The following is a 21,753-nucleotide window of genomic DNA, read 5'->3' as shown; positions in this document are numbered from 1 at the left end:
TCCTGTTGTTATAAGATTCCGTGGAAGAAATGACCGCGCGTCACGGTCTGGTCTTCTCTGCCTAAGAGCATCGTTTCCGTACCGTCACAGAGGCGGCGGTACCGGCTGACCTGCTGGCCGATCCACTGCGGCGTGCGGCCGCGGCCTTCGATGCGGATGGCGGCGATGCCGGCGCGGCACAGGTCTTTATAATACGGCGCCATATCCAGATCCCGGCTGTTGAGGATGTGGTTGCGGCAATACTGGTCGGTGACGACAGGGAACGTTTCGTCCCGGCGGTCCCGCAGGGCATAGGCACCGCGGTTGCAGACGCCCGGGCAGCCTTTCTTCTGGCCCTTGCCGGCAAAGGACGAAATGACGCAGGACTCAGTGACCATCATTTCGGCCCGGCCCTGGACGACAGCTTCGATGGGACAGCCGCTCTGGCGGACCATTTCTTTCAACTGGCGCAGCGTCGCCTCGACAGACGCCGTAACGGCCGTACAGCCCAAGGATGCATAGGCCCGGGCCGCCTGGCTGTTAAAGATATTGAGGGACCAATCGGCCCGGACGGGCACGGTAATATTCAAATCGGCTATCATGGCGAAAATGGCCATGGCACCGGCATAGATGCCGTCGACGCCGGCCGTGATGGCCCGTTCCAGTTCGTTCTGGACGACCAGCCGGTTCTCTTCGCGGACAATACGCGGCGTACCGGCCCACAGAGCCGCGCCCTGTTCATGAGCGGCCTGGACGGCGGCCTGCCAGGCCTTGGTGCCGAAGGGATGATGATGGTACGATTCGCCGCCAAAGATGATGACGTCGGCACCCTGGTCCGCCGCGGCGACGACGCCGTCGACACTGTCACAGCGGACGACGAGCTGCATGGCCTCCTTGTCCCCCTGCTGCCTGTCCGGAGCCTGCCGCTGCCGGGCCTTTCCGGCTGCCGGCCGCTGGTAATCGGCCAGGATACTGTCGGTCAAAGCCTGGACGGCCTGACGGCGCAGGCCGTTGAGGACACTGGCCGGGATCATGCGCGTTTCATCCCACACGGTCACACTGGCCAGGGCAAAAGGCGTATCGCCCAGGCGGCCGAGCTGGCCCTGGACGTAATCGGCCGTTGCCGGCCGCTGGCGGGCCGGTTCGGGCTGGAAATCGGCTACAGCCGAGGCAGTATGGCCATTTTCATCCCACAAGATCAGGCGCAGGTTCCCCTGGTCTTCCGTATCGACGTGGCCATAGATGGAAAGTTTCCGCGTCAATCCGCCGGCCATGTCGTCAGCCGTCTGCCGTCCCGACGGATTGCGTTCGGTCAACGTGCGGCGGCTGACGGAATCTCCCAGGAAATCGGCCTGATAACTGCGGTTAAAGGCGCCTTCCAGGAGGGCTGCCGCTTCGCGATGGGCGGCCTTGCGCTGCTGCGGGCTCTGGTAATGGGCATCGATGACCCTGCGGTATGCCGAAACGACGGTCCGGACGTACGTATCGCCCTTCATGCGGCCTTCGATTTTAAAGGACGTGACGCCGGCATCGAGCAAGTCGTCGATATAATCGAGGGATTTCAAATCCTTCAGGCTGAGGACATAGGCCTCGTGTTTCATGACAGGTTGGCCATCGCAGAGCAGCGTATAAGGCTGACGGCAGGGCTGGGCACAGGCACCGCGATTGCCGCTGCGGCCGCCGAGGAAACTGCTCATCAGGCACTGGCCGGAATAGGCCATGCACGACGCGCCGTGGATGAAGACTTCAATGGGAATGGACGACTGAGAAGCGATGAAACGGATTTCCTGGGCCGACAACTCGCGGGACAAGACGGCCTGGGTGAAGCCATTGGCCTCGAGGAAACGGACGCCGTCCAAGTCGGCCACAGTCATCTGCGTACTGCCGTGGAGCGGCAGATCCGGCGCGACTTTCCGGGCCAGAGCGGCTACGGCCAGGTCCTGGACGATGATGCCATCGACGCCGAATGAGTCGAGGCGCTGCAAATAGGCCGACAAAGCCTCTAATTCCGTGTCTGCCATAAGGATATTGACCGTGACATAGACTTTTACGCCAAATAAATGAGCCGTCCGGACAGCCTGTCCGATTTCAGCATCGTCGAGATTATGAGCAAATTTGCGGGCATTGAAGCCTTTCCCGCCAAAATAAACGGCATCGGCACCGGCGTCAATGGCGGTGAGTACGTTTTCTAAAGAGCCTGCCGGGGCTAATAATTCTGCCATGAAAATCCTCCTGCGATAATAATAGTGGTTAGTAGTTCGTGGTTAGTGGCTAGTGGTTCGTAGGGGCCGTCCTGAAAGGCGGCCCGTTCTGGGCGGCCCGCTTTTTTCATTAAACCGTCAAATGGCGGTATATATCCGTCAACAACTCTGCCGTGACTGTGTAGGGTGTCCGCTGGACGCCGCCTGTCGGCAGGGTCATGGTGACGAATTTTTCGATTTCTTCATCACTCAAGTCGACCGTATCGCCCATGAGGTCCTGCATGAGGGCCGTAAAGTCATCGAGTCCGGCCAGGCCCAGGATGGCCCAGACCTTTTCTGCCTTATCGGCCATCGTTTCTTCCATGAGCTTCATGTACGCCGGCAAGAGCAGGCCATTGGCCCGGCCATGGCTGAGCCCCTTATAATAGGTCAGCATATAGCCCATGCTGTGGACCATGGTCGTCCCCGTCTGGGCAATGGTGATGCCTGCCAGGGTCGAGCCATAGAGCAGGTCTTCCCGGACGACAGGCGAAACGTCGCCTTTGAGGTCCGTCAAATGGACGCCGAGGAAACGCATGGCTTCTTCGGCCCAGACATCACTCATGGGCGTCGACGCCGTGGACATATAGCCTTCGATGGCATGGGACAAGGCATCGATGGCCGTATCAATAGTGACGGCTTCGGGCACGCTGTCCGTAAAGGCCGGGTCAGCAAAGGCATAGACCGGGAAAATGAGCGGCGTATTGATGGACTGCTTGGTTCCGGCCTTGGGATTGGTCAGGACGCTGACCTTGGTCACTTCACTCCCCGTCCCGGCCGTCGTCGGTACAGCGACGATGGGCAAGGGCTTGCGGTACGGGCCGGTAAACAACTGTTCATCATCCAGCTCCTGCGTGCAGACCAGGGCGGTGGCCTTGGCCGCATCCATGGGCGAACCGCCGCCGATACCGATGACGAAATCGACGCCCTTTTCCAAGGCCAATGCAGCGGCCTTGCGGATCTTCGCTACAGACGGATTATTTTCGACCTCATCAAAGAGGAACCAGGAAATCCCCAATTCATCCAGCTTTTCCACAACAGCAGCCTGGGACCCATTCACCTTGGCCGAATGACGCCCCGTAACCAGCAGCGCCTTCCGTCCCAGATCAGCCAGCACTTCGCCGGACTGAGCGATACAGCCCTTTCCAAAAAATACCTTCGTCGGCATATAATACGTAAACATGCAGATTCCCCCTTCACACAGCAAACAGCCTATTTCCTATCCATTTTAACATCTTTAGGCCGCTTGGGCTAGTGGCGGGAGGTGTGCAAAAAAGGCTTGTCGCAAGACGACAAGCCTTTAGAGGTTAGTGGCTAGCAGTTAGGGGTTAGCAGCCGGCCGCTGACTGCAAAAAAAGGCGCTGTCTTCATGCGACAGCGCCTTTCAATTGCATAGGTTTGACGAAAATATCTTGGAAAAATATTAACGTTTCGAGAACTGGGAAGCTTTACGAGCTTTCTTGAGGCCGTATTTACGGCGTTCTTTTTCACGCGGGTCGCGTGTGAGGAAACCAGCTTTTTTGAGAGCCTGACGGAAATCGCCGTCGACTTCCAAAAGGGCACGGCTGATGCCGTGACGGATTGCGCCGGCCTGGCCGGACGGGCCGCCACCCTTAACGTCAGCGATGACGTCGTACTGTTCAGTTACGCCTGTGAGTACGAGCGGCTGTTTAATAACCAATTCCAGTGTTTTACGACCGAAATATTCGTTCAATTCTTTTTTGTTGACTGTGATTTTACCCTGACCCGGAACCAGACGAACTCTAGCAACGGATGTCTTTCTACGGCCAGTGCCGTAGTACTGTGCTACTGCCATGAAATCTTCCTCCCGGTATTAATTAGCGAATGTTTAACTTCAAAACTTCAGGTTTCTGAGCCTGATGCGGATGTTCAGCACCTGCATAAACGTTCAGTTTACGATACATCTGTTCACCCAATTTATTTTTCGGGAGCATACCGCGAACTGCCATTTCAACAACGCGTTCCGGACGTGCTTCGAGCATGTGGCCGGCCTGAGTGAATTTAGCTCCACCGGGATAACCGGAATGATGGAAATAGGTTTTCTGGATTAATTTTTTACCTGTTAATTTAACCTTTGCTGCGTTTACTACGATTACATAATCGCCTGTATCAACATGCGGGGTAAAAGTAGGTTTATGTTTTCCCCGAAGAACTTTAGCTACTTCGGCAGCAAGACGGCCTAATGTCTGGCCTTCAGCATCAACAACAAACCATTTGCGTTCGATGTTGCCTGCATTGGCCATAAATGTAGTTTTCATGCTGTGTGATTCCTCCCTGAATTTAACTAACTGACCAAGCTTTTGGTGCTCTTTCTCCGGGGCTAATGGAGTCCAAGTGAAAAGCTTACTTATTTATTTTACAGATTTAGACAGGCCTTGTCAAGCTTTTTTTCTTCTAGTTTATCGAGTGGGAATCCGACGGCCCCACCGGCCGCCTTGAGTAACCCTCGGCTCGTGGCAACGATCGTGGCTCGTTGTTCGTGGCTCGTGGCTCGTGGCTCGTAAAAACCTGCCATTATACTCGAAATGGCTGTGATGAAATCTCGCAACGGGCCGCACAAGGCTCCCTTTATAGGGGAGCTGGCCGCCAAAGGCGGTCTGAGAGGTTAAAGGTCGGCCCCTACGCACAAGGCCATTGGCCGTGTTTTTTTTTGCAATCTGTGACCTCTTTCTCTCCCATCGCCTGTATGCGATACCGTAGGGGACGCCCAGAGCCTTTCTGGTCCGCCAGGTACCGACTATCGGGAGGTGCAGGGCGGCTGCCAGAACGGACAGCAGTGGCGGGCGTCCCGCCGTGAATCCTATGCATAGCTGGAATGTATGACGAACAGCACATAGTCGTAATACAATCATACCTATGACAGCGGATTTCGTTGGCAGTCAATTTTTCTTTCAACAGATTCACCATTCTTTTCTTTATTATAATATGAAACAGAACGAGCAGATATATCCTAACTCCATGATACAACAGAAAAAGGACGGTTCTGGAAAACTTAATCCTTTTCTAATCATTTTTGAACCAAATCCAAAATATTTAAAATATTTAAGGAACCATTAATGTAGATTGGAGCCTATCGGCCCGCCGGTCGCCGTTCGCCTCGGGTGACCCTCGGCTCGTAAAGAAAAGCCCCGATTGGGGCTATCGTAGGGGCTGCCCAAAACATGCTAACACGTCAGGTACAGGACGGTTACCTGGACGAATGGCAACAGCGGGCGGCCCGCTACGCGCTGAGGGTATCCCGAAGCGTCGTTGTTAGTTTGAGTCTGTCGCGGCGGAACGCCGCATCTGAGTCCGAGGCGGCCGGCCGCCTGCGAACTGCGGCCTGCGAATCCCAATTATTGCCTCATGTGGACACTGGCGGTTGTTCCTCCGATGGCGATGCCCTGCATGGTCCTGTGTTTCACGGCCGGGCATGGGCAATGCCCATTGCGGCCGCAGTCCGGATATGGCCTAATCGGTAACAAAACGGCACTGGCTCTCTGCAAGATAAAGATCAATTTCCTCTTGTCGAGGTTCCTCAAAAATCTTAATATCCGGTTCATAGCGCACTCCTTTCAAATGATTTTTCGGATAAATAAGGTTATATCGCCCTTGGCCGTCATGGCCATGGTGGTCCTGAATTTACTGTTTTCTGCCAGTTCTTTTTCCCGGTCACTTTTACAGTTCATGATTTCCAGCCTGTTCCGCTGAACCGTCGTTTCACTGATTTCCGGGAAAAACTGCCGGGCGAACTGCACGAGTTCCAGGCTGACCGGACCGATACCGGCAGACTGATTTTCATGGATACGCTGCTTGGCTTCCCGTATTTTCAGAGCTGCTTCCGGGCTCATTTTCCCGGTAAATACAGGTGCTGTATAGACATGGCGGTTCATATCGCGCCGCATCTGCCGCCATTCTTCAAGGATTTCAGCAATGGACGGGGCGAATTTGTGCGTCGCGACAATCCGTTGTGCTAAAGTCTTAGCCTGGGTCGCTGATATGCCGGAGGGCAGATTGTCTTTCAGTGCTTCGATGAAGATCGGGTTTGTATTCTGGTTCTCCCCGTAGCACGCCCGCAACGTAGTCAGCAAAGTTTGCATAGCCATGGAATTCATCCTCCTTCTTCTTTCCCTTCATAGGACGACCATTGCTGTTCTTTAAAATGGCCTGGATGTATTTGATATTGTTGACTTTATTTTCATGGGCCAGTTCGATGGCGATACAGGTCGCTTCGCTGCCCCACATTTTCTCTAAATCAATGAGTTTCTGAGCAAATTCTCCCTGCATGGGGCCGAAAAGCTCCTGGTATTTCTGGACCGATGCATAGTCACGCATCATTTTCGGCGTCGTCACGGGTTCACCGTCATAGACCGACGTTTCTTCTGCCGCAGGGGGATTTCCGTCGGATGCTTCTGATTCTTCCGGCGGATTCATCGTTTCCGTCACGACAGGCGCCGCATCCACTGAGCTATCTTCCGGCCGAGATTGGCGCTGCCTCTCGCGGTAGCGCTGTACCCGTTCGCGCGTCTGTTCCCGCCGCTTTTCGTCGCGCTGGAAATCCTGCAGCTCATCCCAGATGGCAATGCGGATAAGACCGCTTGCATCGCGTTCGATGAGTTCCACTTCTTCCAGCAACGCCAGTCCTTTTTCGATGAAAGGCCGACGGCGGTGCAGGCATTTGGCAATGAGCTGCGTCGTCATGGCTTCCCGCCCAGATACGTAGACATACCCGTTGTCATTAATCGTTCCGGCCATATCCTTCAAGAAAAACCATAAGACAATATAAGAATCGCCGTTTGCCTGGTTCATCAGGAATAAGATACGGGGATCCGAAAATAAGCCGGTCCTTGTTTTCAGCCATTGCAGTCTTTTCATTGCCAGCACCTCTTTCTCAGTCTTAGGGGTTGTCTTTCTGAATTACCCCTCTACTTATATAAGACAAAAAAAACGCCAATCGTCCGAACTTTTTTTATCTTTTTTTGCCAGAAGACTGCTTTTTCAATTTATTTTTTACGGCATAAAAATCATGTTGCATTTTTTTGTTTATTATTTTCTATTCAGTATTGATTAATATTAGATAAGCCATTTGAAATCATTAAGTTTTTATGTATTTTACTATAACCTTTTTCTCCTCTCTTCTTTTTCTTTTCTAGTCTTATAAAGGTAACCCGTTACACCTTCGCCATTGGATGTCTGAAAATGCGATTGCCAAGCCATTCATGTTACTTTGTATTGAGTCATAAATAGCACAAAAAAGGGCTTGTCGCATGACGACAAGCCCTTTTAAGTTGTTAGTGGCTAGCAGTTAGTTGTTAGCAGATGGATTTAAATTTAAAGGTTTTCGCTGAAAACTACAAACTATGAAGAGAAAGAGCCCACACATGATAATGCATGGGCTCTAAAAAATTATTAAACCTCTCCGGCTCTTCGGGCCACCTCTCCTATGAGGAGAGGCATTTATAAGACGTCGACCAGGAGTTTTAGGATCAAATTGGCTTCGTGGCCGGCGCAGATGGCGACTCTGGGGGCCATGAGGCCGCGGCCGGGTTTGGCGTTCCTTGTCTGGTCACCGCAGATGTAGAAGTGGCTGGTGATTTTTTTTGTTTCGATGGCGTTGCTGTCGCCGTAGCCGGCCATGCCCGAAGCGGAGACAATGTATTTATCGGGACATTGTTCCAGGATGGTGTGGACGAGCATGGTCTTGGCATCGGGGTTGTCGAAGGCTTCGCAGATGACCTGGTCGTCTTTCAGGATGGTCGGCACGTTGTCTTCGGTGAGGCGGACGAATTCCGTGCGGACGTCGATGAAGGGATTGATGTCGGCAATCTGCCGGGCCAGGGCGTCGGTCTTGCGCTGGCCCAGGTCGCGGACCATGTAGGACTGGCGGTTGAGGTTGCTGGCATCGACGGTATCGAAGTCGATGAGGTGCAGATGCCCGACACCGGTCCGGGCCAGGTAGACGGCGGCGTTGGAACCCAGGCCGCCGAGCCCGCAGATGGCGACGCGGCCGGCGCTGACTTTCTGGTGGACTTTCGGCGTATGGCGGGAACACATCATGCCTTCCAGGGCTTCTTTCGGCGGCAGGCGGTCTTTGGGGATGAAATAGATTTCATCGCCCTCTTTCAGGGCCAGGTTCTCTGTCGTGGCAAAGCCGTTGACGATGGTGATTTCCTGACCGCTGCCATAGGCGGCTTTCAGGTCTTCCAGGTGGTCACAGGGACAATTCATTTTCTTTCCGTTCAATACTAACTGCATGGTATACACCCCTCGTAACAAAATAAAAACGCACGACGTCTGACACCTTAGGTGGTGTCCCCGTCGTGCGTCTTGTTCTTATATCCTTAGTGTAGCTGTTTTCGCAGCCCCTGTCAATCTTTCTTTTCGGCCTGGGCCCCTTCCTTCAAGCGTTTGAGCTGGCGCTGTTCTTCCGGTGGAAGGGATACGCCGCAGCAGCCGCCGCTGGAATTGCTGGCATAGCCTTTAAAGACTTCAGAGACGATATTCTTAACTTTTTTCACCGATTCAACAACCATGAGAAGCCCTCCCTTTTGAGTTTGTAGTTTGTAGTTTGCAGTGCGGTCCAATGGACCGCGGCGGCCTGCGAACTGCGGCCTGTGGCAAACCTATTCACCATTTATTCAGGCGGGCCGCCAGCCTCTGCTGTCCGTTTTGGCTGCCGTCCTGTACCTTCCGCTGGTCGGCACCTGACGGGCCAAAAAGGCTTTTGGGACGGCCCCTACGGATACGGACCGCGCTATTCACCATTATTCGTGGCGCCCCTACAGGTCACGAGCCACGAGCCACGAGCCACGAGTCACTAGTCACTAGCCACTACCTGCCTTAATCACCATGATTCATAGCGGGCGCCCCACGTGGTCGCCCCTACAGTTATTATATCAGGTAAGGCTTCTCCTGTAAATAATATCAACGGATAATTTTTGTTAATTATTTGTCATCAGCGGCCGTCGGGCCATACCAGGGTGATCTGGCCGCTGGTTCTTGTCGCTTTGAGGTCGATGACGCGCTGGTTCGAGGAACCGCGGAAGTAGAGGCCCGGGTCTTTCAGGTCGTCGACGAAGGGGCCGTCGACGAGGACGTCACAGACGTCTAAGAGGGCTTTTTTCTGCGGGTCCTGGATGATTTCGTCATAGGTGAAGCCCGAGTAGACCCAGACCGATTTATCGGGCATGGCCTGTTTGACGTTTTGGACGATCTGTGTCAGGCCGTCGGTGTTTTCCATGGGTTCCCCGCCCAGGAGGGTCAGGCCGCTGTTGGTCGGGGCGCTGAGCCAGGACAGGAGCTGTTCCATTTCCTTGTCCGTCCATTCCTGTCCGGCCCTGGGGTCCTGGTATTCCGGGTTGAAACAGTTGAAGCAGTGGCGCGAGCAGCCGGTGACGAAAATCGTCGAGCGGATTCCCGGTCCATTGGCAATGTCATATTGCCGCATCTGTGCATAATGCAAGTCAAGTCACCTCTTAGATATGGAGGACGCGGTTCTTGATTTCCTGCGTCCGCCCTTCGTTCCAGAAATTTTCGCCCAAATAGCCGCAGGTCCGGCGGATGACGGTCAATTTGTTGCGGTCTTTGTTGTGGCAGCGCGGGCATTCCCATTCGTTGTCGTCGTTGAGGATGATTTCGCCGTCAAAGCCGCATTCATGGCAGTAGTCCAGTTTGGTATTGAATTCGCCGTACGTGATGTGGTCGTAGATGTACTGGACCATGGTCAGGACAGCCGGGATATTATGGGTCATGTTGGGGATTTCGGCATAGCTGATGCAGCCGCCTGTCGATTTGTCTTCAAAGTCGGCTTCAAAGGAGAACTTGTCGAAGACGTTGATCGGTTCGCGGACGTCGACGTGATAGCTGTTGGTATAGTAGCCTTTGTCGGTGACGTCGGGGATGGAGCCGAAGCGGGCCTTGTCGATCTTGCAGAAGAGGTTGGTCAGGTTTTCTGCCGGCGTACCGTAGAGGGCGAAGCCGATGTTCGTTTCCTTCCGCCACTTCTTAATGTGGGCATTGAGGTCGTCCATGATGCGCATGGCGAATTTCCGGCCTTCCGGCGCCGTGTGCGAGCAGTGCTTGGTCAGTACCGTCGCTTCGTAGATGCCGATGTAGCCCAGGGACAAGGTCGCATAGCCGCCATAGATGAATTTTTCGATGGTTTCACCGGGCTTCAGGCGGGCAATGGCGCCGTACTGCCAGTGGATAGGCGATACGTCGGACGTGATGCGCTTGAGGAGGTCGACGCGCAGGAGCAGGGCTTTTTTACAGAGTTCCAGGCGCTTGTCGAGGATCTGGAAGAATTTTTCTTCGTCGCCGTCAGCGAGGATGCCGATCTGCGGCAGGTTGATGGAAACGACGCCCATGTTGAAGCGGCCGTCGAACTGGTAGTTGCCCTTTTCATCTTTCCAGGGGCTGAGGAAGGAGCGGCAGCCCATGGGGCTGAAGACGTTGCCTTCATAGGATTCGCGCATCTTCTTGGCCGAAATATAGTCGGGATACATGCGTTTCGCCGTACATTCAGCGGCCAGCTTGGTCAAATAGAAGTACGGGCTGCCTTCGCGGACGTTGTGTTCGTCCAGGACGTAAATGAGTTTCGGGAAGGCCGGCGTGACGTAGACGTTGGCTTCGTTCTTGATGCCCTGGATGCGCTGGTGAAGCAATTCTTCGTCGATGAGGGCCGCTTCCCTGGCGTATTCGTAGTCCGGCTGGAAATACATGAAGAGCGTGACGAACGGCGCCTGGCCGTTGGTCGTCATGAGGGTATTGATCTGGTACTGGATGGTCTGGATGCCGTCCTTGATTTCCTTCTTCGTCCGCTTCCAGGCGATTTCTTCAGCCTTTTCCATATCCGGTTCGATGCCGTAGACTTCGCGCTGTTCTTCGACGACGGCTTTCATGTACTTCTTGAAGGACTTGCGGACGTACGGTGCCAGGATGCGGTCGATGCCGTTGATGGACTGGCCGCCGTACTGGCCGCTGGCGACCTGGGCGATGATCTGCGTCGTCACCGTGCAGGCGACCTGGAAGGATTTCGGCGTATCGATTTTCTTGCCGTTGATGACCGTACCGTTGGCCAGCATGTCTTCCAGGTTGATGAGACAGCAGTTGAACATGGGCTGAATGATGTAGTCCATGTCGTGGAAATGGATGGCACCGCTGTCGTGGGCCTGGACGATGTCGGCCGGGATCAGTTTGCGGCGGGCAATGTCCTTGGACACTTCGCCGGCGATGAGGTCGCGCTGCGTCGATACGACGTGGCCGTTCTTATTGGAGTTTTCGTCGAGGACTTCCAGGTTGGTGTTGTTCAGCAGGCCAAAGACATCGTCGTCGGTCGTATTGGTCTGGCGCTTGAAGGCCTGGATGGTCTTGTAGTTTTCGTAAGCCCTGGCCGTGGCCGGATTGTTGTATTTCAACAAACGGTAGTAGACCTGGTCTTCGATGGCGTAAATGGTCAGGTCCTTCTGGATGGAAGCAGCATACGCTTCGATTTCACCGGCAATCTTGGCAGCCTGCCCTTCTTCGTAAATACCGCTGCTGCTGTTCATGGCCTTTTCAATCGCTACGGTGATCTTATCTCGATTGAAGGGCACTCGTTCTCCATTGCGCTTGATTACTTCTAACATATGTCTACCTCCACAGTATATAGTATACAAATTGTACATTTTCCCATACCTGCTACAAGATATATGGTACGGGGTCCGTTTCTCACATGCCCTATGATACTATATATAGTAGCGAATGTCAACGTGTACATACTCCATCATGTTGTGGACAAGTTAAGGTTAGTTTTTATCAAAATGGCTGGCAGGCCTTGAAAAGACAACACAAGAGCTGCGCTTTTCCAGTCGCAGCCCTTGTGCATAACTAGCAAAAATTTTCTTTCCCCTTCGAGCTCAGTCCAACCCCAGGAGGTCGCGCACGACGGCACCGGCCAGGATCATGCCCGCCGTCGACGGGACAAAGGAAATGCTGCCCGGACTGGGGCGTACTTCGTCGCTGTCGGTGAAAGGCTTATGGGGGACTTCCGTCGAATAGGCCACCTTGATGCGGCGGATACGGCGCTTCTTCAGTTCCCGGCGCATGATCTTGGCCAGGGGATCGACGCTGGTCTTTTCGATGTAATCGAGCTGGAAATATTCCGGATGGAGCTTGTTGCCCGCCCCCATGGAGGACACGACGGGGATGCCGCTGTGATAGGCTTCGTCGATGATGGCGATCTTGGCGCTCATCGTATCGACGGCATCGACGACATAATCGGCCCCGGAATGGGCGATGAAGCCCTGATGGCTTTCAGGCAGATAGAACGTCGCATGGGTCTCGACGTCGATGTCGGGATTGATGGACAAGAGGCGTTCCTTCATGACTTCGACCTTCGGCCGGCCAATGGTCTGGACCGTCGCCCCCAGCTGACGGTTGACATTGGACGGGTCGAAGACGTCGGCATCGACCAGGATGAGATGGCCCACGCCGGCCCGGCCCAGGGCTTCGACGACGGCTGAACCGACGCCGCCGACGCCGAAGATGAGGACCTTTTTCGTATCTAATTCGTCCACCTTATCCTGGCCGATGAGGCGGGCTGTCCGCTGGGTATATTCTTTCTTCATGGCCTAGCGCTCCGGAATGATTTCCAGCCAGTAGCCGTCAGGGTCGACGATGAAATAAATGCCCATGGCCGGGTTCTCATAGACGACGCAGCCCATGTCTTTGTGCTTGGCCAGGGCCGCATCCATGTCCTTGACGGCAAAAGCCGTGTGGAATTCGTTTTCGCCGAGGTTATACGGTTCCTTGCGGTCTTTGAGCCAGGTCAGTTCCAGCTGGAAATCGGACACGCCGTCGCCGAGATAGACGATGGTGAAATCCGGGTTCTCGATGCGGCTGACTTCGGTCAGGCCCAGGGCTTCTTTGTAGAAGTCCATGCTGCGCTGGAGATTCAAAACGTTGAAATTGGTGTGCTTAAAGGTAAATTGCATAGTACTACCCCCTTTTTATTTATTGGTTCTCTTCCTGCCAGCCCTTGGATACGTCGACCCATTCCTTGGCATGGGAATAGGTTTCCAGTTCGGGCAGAGTCAGTTCGATGGCACTGTTGGCGGTGCCGCAGGCCGGAAAGACGGTCTGGAAGCGCTTGAGCGATTCGTCCAGGAAGACGTCGACGCCTTCGTTGATGGCGAAAGGACAGACGCCGCCGACGGGATGGCCGATGAACCGTTCCACGTCACCGGCCTTGATCATGGTCGCTTTCTTGTGGAACCGTTCTTTGAACTTATGGTTATCCACGCGGGCATCACCGGCGAAAAGGACTAGGATCGGATGGTCGCCGATGAGGAAAGACATGGACTTGGCAATGCGCCGGCCTTCCGTATGAAGGGCTGCGGCTGCTTCTTCGACGGTCGCACTGGACTGGTCGAGTTCCATGACCCGGTCTGCCATCCCCCACTGGGCAAAATAGTCGCGTACTTTTTGAATAGACACGTTGCTCCCCCTCTCAATTCGTTATAATTGTATTATATACTAATCGCGGCGCTCAGGCAAACTCAAAGGACGACGTACTGCCCCGGTCGGTCTTGTGGACGGCCAGGCGGGCATCGATGCGTTCCTTCAGCTCCGGCACGTGGGAAATGATACCGACCAGGCGGCCGCCGCTGCGCAGGGACGCCAGGGTCTTCAGGGCATAATCCAGGGTTTCCCCGTCGAGGGTGCCGAAGCCTTCGTCGATGAACATCGTATCCAGGTGGATGCCGCCGGAATACGCCTGGACGACGTCAGCCAGGCCCAGGGCCAGGGAGAGGGAGGCCAGGAAGGTCTCGCCGCCGGACAGGGTGTTGGCCGGCCGGGCATAGCCCGTATAGTTGTCGTAGACTTCGATGTCCAGGCCGATCTGTTTGACCCGCTTGTCGTCCCACGACCGGGAGCGCTGCAGGCTGTAGCGCTGGCGGCTCATGCCCTGCAGGCGGCCGTTGGCGGCGGCCAGGACTTCATCGAGGAGGGCACCGAGGACGTAGCGTTCAAAATTGATGCCCGTCTGTTTGCCGGCGATGAGTTCGTAGACGGCGCCGACGGTCTTATAAGCCTCGGTCAGGTCCCGGCCTTCCTGCTGCAGGGCGGCCAGGGCCGCTTTGCCCTGCTGCCAGCGCCGGTACTGTGCGGCCAGGCTGCCCTTTTCTTCGCCCAAGGCCTGGCTGGCTTTTTCAGCTTCAGTTAACGCCGTGCGGGCTGCCGCCACGTCGGGCCGGGGCTGGCTGCCGATGGCCTTTTCTTCCTGGTCCAGCTGACCCTGTACCTGCTGGACCTGGGTGTCGTACTGACGGACGGCCGCTTCCAGTTCCGGGATCTGGCCGACTGCAGCCTGCATGGCCCGGCAGGCCTTGACGCTCTCGAAACCGGCTGCCACGACGCGGTCCCGCAGGGCCTGGACCCCCTGGCTGAAGCGGTCCCGCAGCACTTCGACCTGGTGCTGCCAGTTCTGCGCTTCCTGCTGCTGCTTGGCAGCCTGGCGTTCGCCGGCGACGACGGCGTCGCGGTACTGCTGCAAGTCCTTTTCGTAGGCTGCAATGGCCTTGCCCAAGGCATCCAGGCGCTGCTGCAGGGCCTTCAGGTCACGATAGGCTTCGGGCAGGTCCGCTTCCAGGCGGGCCTTCGTTTCGGCCGCCTTGGCCGCAAGGGTCCGCGCCTGTTCGGCTGCCGTCCGGGCCGCTTCTTCGTCCTTTTCCCAGCGGCTCAGCCGGGCCTGGCCGGCGGCGACGGCCTTTTTGAGGGCTTCACCGGCCTGTAACTGCTGCTGCAGGTCTTCCATGGCTTTCCGGGCCTGTTCGGCCTTGTCCTGCCAGTCGGCCAGGGTCCCGTCCTGAGGATACTGGCGGCGCAGGGCGTCGTACTGCTCTTTCAAGGCCTGATGGCGAGTCTCGTCGGCTTTGGCCGTCACTTCCCACTGCTGGCGCTTGGCTTCGCTGGCGTCGGCCCGTTTCTGGTGTTGTTCGACGTCGCGCCGTTCCGGCAGGGAATCCGGGCGCACGGCCGGCATGGGATGGGCCGCCGAGCCGCAGACCGGGCAGGGTTTCCCTTCTTCCAGTTCCGATGCCAGGACGGCGGCCTGGGCCCGGAGGAACAGGGCCCGGACACTTTCATAGGCCACGCGTTCGTCCCGTGCCTTGGCGGCGGCTTTTTCCAGGAAGTTCTGACTGTGCTGCCATTGTTTCCCGGCTTCTTTCAGCTGCTCTTCCAGGGAAGCAGCCTGGCCTTCGCGCTGGAGCCGGTCACTCAGGGCCTGCCAGTGGGCTTTGGCCTGTTCCGCTGCTACGGCCTGTTCGGCCAGGCCGGCGACGGCTTCCCGGGCCTTGTCGAGGGCCTGTTTTTCTGCTTCCTTTTTCTGCCGCACCTGGTCCCAGCGCCGTTCGGCTTCGCCTGCCGCCTTGCGGCAGCGTTCTTCTTCTAGGCAGCAGTCCCGGTAGGAGCCGGCTTTTTCCTGCAGGCCCGTCAGCTGGACCCGTTCTTCGCAGGCTGCCTTATAGCCGCTCTCACGGGCCGAAAGGGCCGCCAGCTGCCGCTGGGCTTCAGCCAGGTCCTTCTCGGCCTTCTCGGCCAGTCTGCGCGCCTTTTCAGCGGCCTTATGAGCCTCTTTGCCCTCTTTTTCCAGGTCGTCGAGGTGACGGCACGGTTCGGCCAGGATTTCAGCCTGGCGCAGGATGGCGATGGTATCCCGTTTTTCCTGGAACCGGCCGGCCTGGTCCTGGAGCTGCGCCGCTTCCCGGCGCTTCTGGTCCCGCAGGAGCCAGTGATTTTCCAAGGTCTGGGCGGCCTGGAAGGCAGACTGGCAGGTCTGGCGCCGGCTTTCAGCCTCGTGCCACTGTGCATCGACGGCGGCGCTTTTATCCTGCCAGGCTTTCTCTTTATCCGGCAGCTCTTCTTCGCTGGCGATGCCCAGGTCGGCCAGGCACTGTTCCCGCCGCTGGCATACCTGCTCATACTGGCCGGCCAGGGTGTCGTGGCGGGCTTTGGCCAGCTCCTGGAGCCGCGCGTAGTGCTGGGTGTGGAAGAGGGTCTGCATGATCTGCTGGCGCTCACTGGAACCGGCCAGGAGGAGCTTGCGGAAGTCGCCCTGCGGCAGGAGGACGACCTGGCGGAACTGGTCGGCCTTGAAGCCCAGCAGCCTTTCGACGGCAGCCGTCACGTTCTTGGCGGCTATGAGCTGTTCCTGGGCCCCGTCTTCGTCCGTTTCATATAAGGCCGCGTGGGCCGCGGCTTTCTTCAGGCCCGTGCCGCGCTTCTTGGCGATTTCCTGTTCCGGGCTGCGGTCGATGCGGTAGTATTTCCGGCCGATGGCAAAGCGGAAGGACACGGCCGTCGCTTCCTGAGGCGACGCGTACTCGCTGCGCATGTGGGCGCCAGTGCGGCTGTCGCCGCTGGTACTGCCGTAGAGGGCGTAGCACATGGCATCGAGGATGGTCGTCTTGCCGGAACCCGTCGGTCCATAGATGAGGAAGAGTTTGTGGTCGCCCAGTTCGCGGAAGTCGACGATTTCCTGGCCGGCATAGGGGCCAAAGGCCTTCATTTCTAAGTAAATAGGAATCATAACAGGCTGCCTCCCTTTTCTAATTCATCCCACAAGGTGCGGACGCAGTCCTGCTCGGCTTCGGTCAGGGGCTGGTCCGGCCGCATGGCCTGGGCAAAGCTGGTGAACAGTTCCTGTTCCGTCACCTGCTGTACGTCGAAATCGCGCTGTCCTGCGGCCCGGGTATTGCGGTTGGGCATTTCCATCGCCATGGCATTGGGGTATTTGCGCCGCAGGCGGGCCATGCCGTCGAGGATGGGCTGGCTGTCGTCGAGGCGGGCCAGGATGAAGTCGTCCGGCCTGTCGTCATCGGCCGCCATGATGGCCTCGAAGGTTCCGCTGACGATGCGCACGTCGTGGCGCGGCACGAAATCCCGGAAGGCCAGGTCCACTTTTCCGTCGGGCCCGATGTCGGCGATGACGGCGCCTTTATGCTGGCGAGCTTCGCCGAACGAGTATTTGAGCAGGCTGCCGGCATAGCGGATGGTATCGCTCGTGACTTTCTGCGGCCCGTGGAGATGGCCCAGGGCCGTATAGCTGAACGGCGCAAAGAGGCCGCTCGTCACCTGGTCCGTCCCGCCAATGGACAAGGGCCGTTCCGAATCACCGGCTACGCCGCCGGCGACGAAGGCATGGGCGACGCAGACCGTGCGCACACCGTCCGGGACCTGGCTGCCCTGCCAGCCGAGGAGGGCCTCCATGGCCTGCTGGTGGCTGCGGACCTCATCCTGACCGAGGCACTGGCGGACGACGGCCGGTTCGGCATAGGGGACGTTCAGGAAGGCGACCGGTCCGGCGTCATCTTCTAGGACGACCGGACCCGTAAGGCGCTCCAGTTCACCGGCCATATAGAGGCCCTGCGGCGCCAGGAGGCGGCTGGCAAAGGACAGGCGGGCCGGGCTGTCGTGGTTGCCGCTGATGACCAGGAAGGGGACGTGCAGATCCGCCGTGATCCGCGTGGCCACGTCGTCGAAGAGTTCCACCGCTTCGGCCGGCGGCAGGCTGCGGTCATAGACGTCGCCAGCCAGGACGACGGCATCGATGCCCTCGTCCCGTATCATGGGCAGGAGCTGCTGCTCCAGGACGTAGGCCTGGTCTTCGGTCAGATAGTTCCCATAGAATAATTTACCTAAATGCCAGTCGGCTGTATGTAAGATGCGCATAGAATACCTCCTTACCAAGCTACTGCTGCAGCGACCGCAGCAGGGCGATTTCCCGGGCATAGCCTGCCATATCGTTGGGTGTTTCCAGATAAAAGGGCAGGTCCCGCAGGGCCGGATGATTGACGATGGCCCGGAAGGCTTCGAGGCCGATGTGGCCCTGGCCGATTTTTTCATGCCTGTCCTTGTGGCTGGCCAGCTCGTTCTTGCTGTCGTTCACGTGGACGGCTTTCAACCGGTCCAGGCCGATGACCTTATCAAAAGTCGTCAATACGTCGTCCAGATGGTGGACGATATCGTAGCCACCGTCAAAGACGTGGCACGTATCGAGGCAGACGCCGATTTTATCGTTCATGGCCACTTTGTCGATGATGGCCGCCAGTTCTTCAAAGGTCCGGCCCACTTCCGTCCCCTTGCCGGCCATGGTTTCCAGGAGGACCGTCGTCTTCTGGCCGGGGAACATACAGGTGTTGAGCATGTCGGCAATGAGGGCGATGCCCGTTTCAGCGCCCTGGCCGACGTGGCTGCCGGGATGGAAATTGTAGCGGCAGTTGTCGACGTATTCCAGGCGGCGCAGGTCGTCGGCCATGGCCTGGCGGGCGAAATCCCGCGTCTTGGCCGTCTTCGAGCAGCCGTTCAGGGTATACGGCGCATGGGCCAGGATGGGCGCGAAGTGATGGGCTGCCATGAGCTGGTTCAGGGCCTGTATATCGTCGACGTCCAGTTTGCGGACGCCGCTGCCGCGGGGATTGCGGGAGAAGAACTGGAACGTATCTGCCCCTATAGATAAGGCTTCGTCACCCATGTGCAAAAATCCTTGTGAAACCGATAAATGACATCCAATATGTAACATATTTTTTCTTCCTCCTGGCGACGGATAATAAAAAAGACTGCCGCACAAAGCCCGTCCGGCCTCATGCAGCAGCCCCCTGTCCCTAGACTCTATTCAAAATCAAATCAAAATCAAAGACTTACGATTTTTCCCGGCAATCCGGGCAAATACCAACGAACGAAATACTGACGCCATTGACGACGAAGCCGCTCTGTTCGGCAGCGGCCTTACGCAGCCCCTCCTGGTCCATGTCGATATCGATGACGCGGTTGCACTTTTCACAACGGATATGGGCATGAGGCGTCGTATTATAATCATAACGATGGGCATCTTCGGCACATTGCAATACCTGGACTACGCCGATCTTGGCAAAGATTTCCATGGTCTTATAGACCGTAGCCAGACTCATGGACGGATAATTGGGCTGCAAGATCTTATAAATCGCCTCGGCATTGGGATGCGTCGGATTGTGGTTAATGGCTTCGTACACAGCCAGGCGCTGCGGTGTGACTTTATAACCGTTTTTTCGCAAAACTTCAGCAATTTCCATTTTTATCCCCCTTTCTTGGAAAACTGTGGTATAATAAGATATTCTAGCTTTATTCTAGTCTTGAATCATATAGAATACTGAAGAGTATCCTGTATTATATTGTAACGGTTATTAAGAAAAATTTCAATGTTTTACGCGAAATTCTTCTTATACAATAAGTAATATTAACTATTTTGTTAGGAAGGAATGTAATCATGACAGAGGAAACGATGATCGCTGAAATCGCCAGGACCCTGGGTATCCGCCCGGCTCAAGTCCAATCTGCCCTTTCCCTCTTTGCCCAGGGCAATACCATCCCTTTCATCGCCCGCTACCGGAAAGAAGCGACAGGGACCCTCGACGAAGTACAGCTGCGCTGCATCCAGGAGCAATATGAATACGAACAGGCCCTGGCCAGCCGCAAAGAAACGGTCCGCCAGTCCATCATGGACCAGGGCTGCTGGAACGACGACCTGGCACGGAGCCTGGAAGCGGCCCGGCAGCTCCAGGACGTCGAAGACCTCTACCTGCCCTATAAACCCAAGAAACGGACGAAGGCCTCCATGGCCCGCGAAGCCGGTCTGGAACCGCTGGCCGACTGTTTTGCCAGCCAGGACCCCAAGGGCCCGGATCCGGAAGACGCCGCCCTGGCCTTTCTCAGCGATGACGTACCGACCGTCGAAGACGCTATCCAGGGCGCAGCCAACATCCTGGCCGAACGCTTTTCGGAACGGGCCGATTTCCGCCGCCACCTGCGCCGCGAACTGTGGCAGCAGGCCCGCCTGACCTGCAGCCTGCAAGTCGAAGAAGACCAAGCCGGTCCCATGCTGACCTATGCCGACTTCAGCGAACGCGTCGCCCGCATCCCGAGCTACCGCATCCTGGCCATCAACCGCGGCGAAAACGAAAAGAAACTGAAAGTCACCTTGAAGGAGCCGGCAGACCGCCACATCGCCATGCTCTGCCAGCTGGTCATCACCAGGCCGTCGCCGTATGACCAGATCCTGCGCGACGCCGCCGCCGACAGTTACAAGCGCCTCATTTCGCCGCAGATGGAACGGGAAATCCGCAACGAACTGACGGCACAGGCCGAAAAACAGGCCATCGACGTCTTTGCCGAAAACCTGCGCCACCTCTTGTTGCAGCCGCCCTTTGCCGGCCAGATCATCCTGGGCCTGGACCCGGGCTTCCGGACGGGCTGCAAGGCCGCCGTCATCAGCGCGACGGGACAGGTCCTCGACTACGGCACGTACTACCTGACCCACTCGGAACAGCAGAAACACCAGAGCGCCGTCAGCCTGGCCAACATGATACGCCGCCACGGCGTCACCCTCATTTCCATCGGCAACGGGACGGCCTCGTATGAAACGGAACAATTCGTATCCCATCTCATCGAAGCCTATCACCTGAAATGCCGCTACGTCATCGCCAACGAAGCCGGCGCGTCCGTCTATTCCGCATCGGACCTGGCCCGGGAGGAACTGCCGGACCTGGACGTCACCATCCGCGGCGCCGTTTCCATCGCCCGCCGCATCCAGGACCCTCTGGCCGAATCGGTCAAGATCGACCCGCGGGCCATCGGCGTCGGCCAGTATCAGCACGATGTCAACCAGAAAGCCCTGTCGGCCGCCCTGGACCAGGTCGTCACGTCTGTCGTCAACTACGTCGGCGTCGACCTCAACACGGCATCGCCGGCACTCTTGCAGCACATCGCCGGCCTGACGGCGGCGACGGCAGGCAATATCGTCGCCTACCGCAACGAGAACGGCCCCTTCCAGAACCGGCAGGACCTGCTCAACGTCCCCCGCCTGGGCCCGGCGACGTTCACCCAGTGCGCCGGTTTCCTGCGCATCAAGGACGGGACGGAGCCGCTGGACAACACGTCGGTCCATCCCGAATCATACGGCCTGGCCGAAAAGATAGCCGGCCACTACGGCCTGAGCCATGACGAGCTCAAGGACCCGGAAAAATTAGCCATCCTGCGCGATAAGATCCAGATGAACGCCGCCCCCAAACTGGCCGCCTCCCTCGGCGCCGGTGAGCCGACGATCAAAGACATCCTGGAAGAACTGCGCAAGCCCGGCCGCGACGTCCGCAGCGACTTCCCGAAACCGCTGACGCGCCGCCACGTCCTGTCCCTGTCGGACCTGCAGATCGGCTCCGTCGTCCGCGGCACGGTCCAGAACGTCGTCGACTTCGGCGCCTTCGTCGACTTCGGCCTCAAGACGCCGGGACTGGTCCACCGCTCCCAGCTGAGCCGGCATCCCTTCCGCCATCCGACGGACGTCGTCCACGCCGGCGACATCGTCGAAGCCGAAATCATCAGCGTCGACGCCGCCCGCGGCCGCATCGGCCTGTCCATGAAAAAAGTGAAGAAATGAGTGTGAAAAAGGAGCTGTCGCATTGCGACAGCTCCTTTTTTAGGGGTTAGCAGATGGCTTTAAATTTAAAGCTTTTCTGTA

The 21,753-nt window shown here is 57.0% G+C and carries 18 protein-coding genes; 1 reads left to right on the top strand and 17 read right to left on the bottom strand.

The features are described 5' to 3' along the window. Positions 1-8 precede the first annotated feature (8 nt). The 17 genes from ACFCTO_RS06215 to ACFCTO_RS06135 all read right to left on the bottom strand — a co-directional run bounded on the left by ACFCTO_RS06215 (position 9) and on the right by ACFCTO_RS06135 (position 19,312). Positions 9-2,201, bottom strand: coding sequence for a U32 family peptidase (locus ACFCTO_RS06215; RefSeq protein ID WP_499876574.1), 2,193 nt, complete (start codon positions 2,199-2,201; stop codon positions 9-11). A 109-nt stretch (positions 2,202-2,310) separates the two neighbouring features. Then, a complete protein-coding gene (locus ACFCTO_RS06210) occupies positions 2,311-3,402 on the bottom strand; it encodes an iron-containing alcohol dehydrogenase family protein (protein WP_499876573.1) in 1,092 nt (363 codons plus the stop codon). A 240-nt stretch (positions 3,403-3,642) separates the two neighbouring features. Continuing rightward, positions 3,643-4,035: a 30S ribosomal protein S9 gene (rpsI, locus tag ACFCTO_RS06205; protein WP_020311347.1), complete on the bottom strand. Its 393-nt coding sequence runs from the start codon at positions 4,033-4,035 to the stop codon at positions 3,643-3,645. A gap of 22 nt (positions 4,036-4,057) precedes the next feature. Then, the gene (rplM, locus tag ACFCTO_RS06200) at positions 4,058-4,498 is read right to left on the bottom strand and encodes a 50S ribosomal protein L13 (RefSeq protein WP_020311348.1); all 441 of its coding nucleotides are present in this window, start codon (positions 4,496-4,498) and stop codon (positions 4,058-4,060) included. Positions 4,499-5,794: 1,296 nt separating this feature from the next. After that, positions 5,795-6,124: a hypothetical protein gene (locus tag ACFCTO_RS06195; RefSeq protein ID WP_499876572.1), complete on the bottom strand. Its 330-nt coding sequence runs from the start codon at positions 6,122-6,124 to the stop codon at positions 5,795-5,797. A 76-nt stretch (positions 6,125-6,200) separates the two neighbouring features. Next, positions 6,201-7,094 carry a phage replisome organizer N-terminal domain-containing protein gene (locus ACFCTO_RS06190; RefSeq protein ID WP_499876571.1) on the bottom strand — a complete coding sequence of 298 codons (894 nt, stop codon included), beginning with the start codon at positions 7,092-7,094 and terminating at the stop codon, positions 6,201-6,203. A gap of 582 nt (positions 7,095-7,676) precedes the next feature. Further along, positions 7,677-8,474, bottom strand: a complete 798-nt coding sequence (gene thiF, locus ACFCTO_RS06185; protein ID WP_499876570.1) for a sulfur carrier protein ThiS adenylyltransferase ThiF — start codon at positions 8,472-8,474, stop codon at positions 7,677-7,679. Between the two features lie 113 nt (positions 8,475-8,587). Continuing rightward, positions 8,588-8,752 carry a hypothetical protein gene (locus tag ACFCTO_RS06180; RefSeq protein ID WP_020311326.1) on the bottom strand — a complete coding sequence of 55 codons (165 nt, stop codon included), beginning with the start codon at positions 8,750-8,752 and terminating at the stop codon, positions 8,588-8,590. Between the two features lie 422 nt (positions 8,753-9,174). Beyond that, positions 9,175-9,681, bottom strand: a complete 507-nt coding sequence (gene nrdG / locus ACFCTO_RS06175) for an anaerobic ribonucleoside-triphosphate reductase activating protein (RefSeq protein WP_020311325.1) — start codon at positions 9,679-9,681, stop codon at positions 9,175-9,177. Positions 9,682-9,694: 13 nt separating this feature from the next. After that, complete coding sequence (gene nrdD, locus ACFCTO_RS06170; RefSeq protein WP_499876569.1) at positions 9,695-11,845, bottom strand: anaerobic ribonucleoside-triphosphate reductase; 2,151 nt, start codon at positions 11,843-11,845, stop codon at positions 9,695-9,697. Positions 11,846-12,115: 270 nt separating this feature from the next. Continuing rightward, a complete protein-coding gene (locus ACFCTO_RS06165) occupies positions 12,116-12,826 on the bottom strand; it encodes a tRNA threonylcarbamoyladenosine dehydratase (protein WP_292261329.1) in 711 nt (236 codons plus the stop codon). Positions 12,827-12,829: 3 nt separating this feature from the next. Next, entirely contained in the window at positions 12,830-13,192 is a 363-nt protein-coding gene (locus ACFCTO_RS06160) for a VOC family protein (protein WP_292261332.1), read from the bottom strand. A gap of 19 nt (positions 13,193-13,211) precedes the next feature. Continuing rightward, positions 13,212-13,694 carry a YbaK/EbsC family protein gene (locus tag ACFCTO_RS06155; protein ID WP_292296055.1) on the bottom strand — a complete coding sequence of 161 codons (483 nt, stop codon included), beginning with the start codon at positions 13,692-13,694 and terminating at the stop codon, positions 13,212-13,214. Positions 13,695-13,746: 52 nt separating this feature from the next. Then, positions 13,747-16,791: an AAA family ATPase gene (locus tag ACFCTO_RS06150; protein WP_499876568.1), complete on the bottom strand. Its 3,045-nt coding sequence runs from the start codon at positions 16,789-16,791 to the stop codon at positions 13,747-13,749. Beyond that, entirely contained in the window at positions 16,788-17,933 is a 1,146-nt protein-coding gene (locus ACFCTO_RS06145; protein WP_499876567.1) for an exonuclease SbcCD subunit D, read from the bottom strand. The genes ACFCTO_RS06150 and ACFCTO_RS06145 overlap by 4 nt, the downstream gene beginning before the upstream one ends. A gap of 19 nt (positions 17,934-17,952) precedes the next feature. Then, on the bottom strand, positions 17,953-18,783 hold the full coding sequence (locus ACFCTO_RS06140; RefSeq protein WP_292261339.1) for a deoxyribonuclease IV: 831 nt from the start codon (positions 18,781-18,783) through the stop codon (positions 17,953-17,955). Between the two features lie 118 nt (positions 18,784-18,901). Further along, complete coding sequence (locus tag ACFCTO_RS06135) at positions 18,902-19,312, bottom strand: Fur family transcriptional regulator (RefSeq protein ID WP_292261342.1); 411 nt, start codon at positions 19,310-19,312, stop codon at positions 18,902-18,904. 194 nt (positions 19,313-19,506) lie between these two features. Between ACFCTO_RS06135 and ACFCTO_RS06130 the strand changes: the two genes are divergently transcribed. Then, a complete protein-coding gene (locus ACFCTO_RS06130; RefSeq protein ID WP_303149808.1) occupies positions 19,507-21,672 on the top strand; it encodes a Tex family protein in 2,166 nt (721 codons plus the stop codon). Positions 21,673-21,753: the final 81 nt, after the last annotated feature.

The sequence above is a fragment of the Megasphaera indica genome, assembly GCF_046614755.1.
In the GTDB taxonomy this organism is placed as follows: Bacteria; Bacillota; Negativicutes; order Veillonellales; family Megasphaeraceae; genus Megasphaera; species Megasphaera intestinihominis.
This window is presented reverse-complemented; position numbering and strand designations above follow the sequence as displayed.

Excerpts from the sequence above, each read along its gene's own strand:
- ACFCTO_RS06210 (WP_499876573.1), bottom strand. The coding sequence starts at position 3,402 with ATGTTTACGTATTATATGCCGACGAAGGTATTTTTTGGAAAGGGCTGT.
- ACFCTO_RS06180 (WP_020311326.1), bottom strand. The coding sequence starts at position 8,752 with ATGGTTGTTGAATCGGTGAAAAAAGTTAAGAATATCGTCTCTGAAGTC.
- nrdD (WP_499876569.1), bottom strand. The coding sequence starts at position 11,845 with ATGTTAGAAGTAATCAAGCGCAATGGAGAACGAGTGCCCTTCAATCGA.
- thiF (WP_499876570.1), bottom strand. The coding sequence starts at position 8,474 with ATGCAGTTAGTATTGAACGGAAAGAAAATGAATTGTCCCTGTGACCAC.
- ACFCTO_RS06140 (WP_292261339.1), bottom strand. The coding sequence starts at position 18,783 with ATGTTACATATTGGATGTCATTTATCGGTTTCACAAGGATTTTTGCAC.
- ACFCTO_RS06130 (WP_303149808.1), top strand. The coding sequence starts at position 19,507 with ATGACAGAGGAAACGATGATCGCTGAAATCGCCAGGACCCTGGGTATC.
- rplM (WP_020311348.1), bottom strand. The coding sequence starts at position 4,498 with ATGAAAACTACATTTATGGCCAATGCAGGCAACATCGAACGCAAATGG.
- ACFCTO_RS06215 (WP_499876574.1), bottom strand. The coding sequence starts at position 2,201 with ATGGCAGAATTATTAGCCCCGGCAGGCTCTTTAGAAAACGTACTCACC.
- ACFCTO_RS06135 (WP_292261342.1), bottom strand. The coding sequence starts at position 19,312 with ATGGAAATTGCTGAAGTTTTGCGAAAAAACGGTTATAAAGTCACACCG.
- ACFCTO_RS06195 (WP_499876572.1), bottom strand. The coding sequence starts at position 6,124 with ATGCGGCGCGATATGAACCGCCATGTCTATACAGCACCTGTATTTACC.
- ACFCTO_RS06145 (WP_499876567.1), bottom strand. The coding sequence starts at position 17,933 with ATGCGCATCTTACATACAGCCGACTGGCATTTAGGTAAATTATTCTAT.
- ACFCTO_RS06160 (WP_292261332.1), bottom strand. The coding sequence starts at position 13,192 with ATGCAATTTACCTTTAAGCACACCAATTTCAACGTTTTGAATCTCCAG.
- ACFCTO_RS06165 (WP_292261329.1), bottom strand. The coding sequence starts at position 12,826 with ATGAAGAAAGAATATACCCAGCGGACAGCCCGCCTCATCGGCCAGGAT.
- ACFCTO_RS06190 (WP_499876571.1), bottom strand. The coding sequence starts at position 7,094 with ATGAAAAGACTGCAATGGCTGAAAACAAGGACCGGCTTATTTTCGGAT.
- ACFCTO_RS06150 (WP_499876568.1), bottom strand. The coding sequence starts at position 16,791 with ATGATTCCTATTTACTTAGAAATGAAGGCCTTTGGCCCCTATGCCGGC.
- rpsI (WP_020311347.1), bottom strand. The coding sequence starts at position 4,035 with ATGGCAGTAGCACAGTACTACGGCACTGGCCGTAGAAAGACATCCGTT.